The organism is Streptomyces sp. WELS2, assembly GCF_013870595.1.
Classification (GTDB): domain Bacteria; phylum Actinomycetota; class Actinomycetes; order Streptomycetales; family Streptomycetaceae; genus Streptomyces.
The window spans coordinates 1-1752 of record NZ_JACBWZ010001103.1 but is presented as its reverse complement, the minus strand read 5'-3'; the positions used below and the strand labels follow the sequence as shown (position 1 = coordinate 1752).

2 protein-coding genes are annotated in these 1752 nt (G+C 76.0%); both read right to left on the bottom strand.

All coding sequences use genetic code 11. The features are described from left to right. Positions 1-10 precede the first annotated feature (10 nt). Positions 11-1264: an MFS transporter gene (locus H5J33_RS34070; protein WP_181798531.1), complete on the bottom strand. Its 1254-nt coding sequence runs from the start codon at positions 1262-1264 to the stop codon at positions 11-13. Between the two features lie 187 nt (positions 1265-1451). After that, the coding region (locus tag H5J33_RS34065) for a helix-turn-helix transcriptional regulator (RefSeq protein ID WP_181798530.1) at positions 1452-1752 on the bottom strand (301 nt) is incomplete at its 5' end.

The following is a 1752-nucleotide window of genomic DNA, read 5'->3' as shown; positions in this document are numbered from 1 at the left end:
GGCCGCGGCGTCAGCGCGGTGAGGGGGCGGTGACGGTACGGGCCCTGCCCGCGGGGAGTGCGACGAAGATCTGTACGGCGCACGCGGTCAGCAGTACGACGAGCGGCCACCCCCAGGTCCCGGTGACGTCGTGGAGCGCTCCCGCCCCCAGGGGGCCCAGCACACCGATCAGGTAACCGATGCCCTGGCCCATGGCGGACAGGGCGGCGGTGGTCGGCGCGTCGGGCGAGCGCAGCGCGAACAGGCTGAGCGCGAGGGCGAATCCGGCTCCCAGGCCGAGGCCGAGGACGACCACCGCGGGCCATGCCAGGCTCCTCGGCCCGGCCACCACTCCCACCACGCCGGCCCCGCTCAGGCAGGCCACCACCACGCCGGCCGGACGCTGATCGGCGAGGCGCCGCCCGGAGACGGCCAGCAGCCAGGCTCCCAGCACGCCCACCGCGCTGCACAGCGACAGCGCGAGACCTGCGGACGCCGCGCTCCCACCACGGTCCTGCCACATGGTCGGCAGCCACCCGAAGACCGTGTACGACAACAGGGCCTGGGCGCCGAAGAACACGGTCACCTGCCAGGCCAGCGGGTTGCGCCACAGACCGGGCGGCCGCCCGCCGGAGTCCGGCGCACCGGCGCCGGACTCCGCGCGGGGCCGGCGGTCGAGGGCGATCAGGACCACCACGGCCGTCACCAGGGCCACGGGCACCACGAGGAGCACCAGCGGGGCCCGCCAGGCGGATCCGGTGGCGTCGGCGAGGGGCACGGCCACCGCGGGACCGCCCGCCGCGCCGAAGGTCAGCGCGCCCGAGTAGAAGGCGGACACACGCGGCACGGACTGCGGGAACCGGCGCTTGATGAGCCCGGGTATGAGCACGTTGGCGACCCCGATCGGCGCCGCGACGAGCACGGTTCCCAGGAACAGGGCGGCGACGGAGGGGGCGGTCCGCAGCAGGCCCCCGGCGGTGAGGATCAACAGCGAGACGGTGAGGACGGCGCGGGTGGAGTAGCGGCGGCCGAGCCGTGGGGCGACGAAGGCGAACAGTCCGAGGCACAGCACGGGCAGGGAGGTGAGTACGCCGACCGCCGTGTCACTGAGGTGCAGGTCCGTGCGCAGCGGCTTGAGCAGTGGGGCGACGGAGGTCAGCGGGGCGCGGAGATTGAGTGCGAGCAGGGCGAGGGCCGTGAGGAGCAGGGGCCCTCCGCCCGGGGGCGCGTCCGGTGCCGGGACGCGGTCCGCCGCGCGCCGGGAGGCGGGGGAGTCGAGAGACATGACGGTGTCCGATTCTGGGATGGAGCGTGCGGGGCCGGATGCCCGCACGCGTGCGGGGTGATGAGCCAGGGGATGGGGTGACGGCCCGGGGCCTTCCCGGATCAGGCCGGCCGTGGGCGGCGGGCCCGCGCTCGCGGCGCCGGTGGGATCCGGCGCGGGGGCCCGGGGGCCGGGACCGGGCCCGGGGTCATGAGGCCGGACGAAGGGTCATCGACCGGGCGGGGCGGTCCGGCGGACTCACGGCCGCGTCGACGCGGCGCAGGGGCCGCCGGGCGGGGTCGGGGAGCTGGTCGGCGACCGCGGCCGGCAGGTCGCCGCGGCCTGCGACGGCGAGTTTGCGGTAGACGCGGCTGAGGTGGAGTTCGACGGTGCGCCGGGTGACGTAGAGCCGGTCGGCTATCTCCTTGTTGGTGAGACCCTTGGCGGCCAGCAGGGCGGTGCGGTGCTCGGCCGGGGTGAGAGCGTGCAGGCCGGTCTCCGCGCTGGTA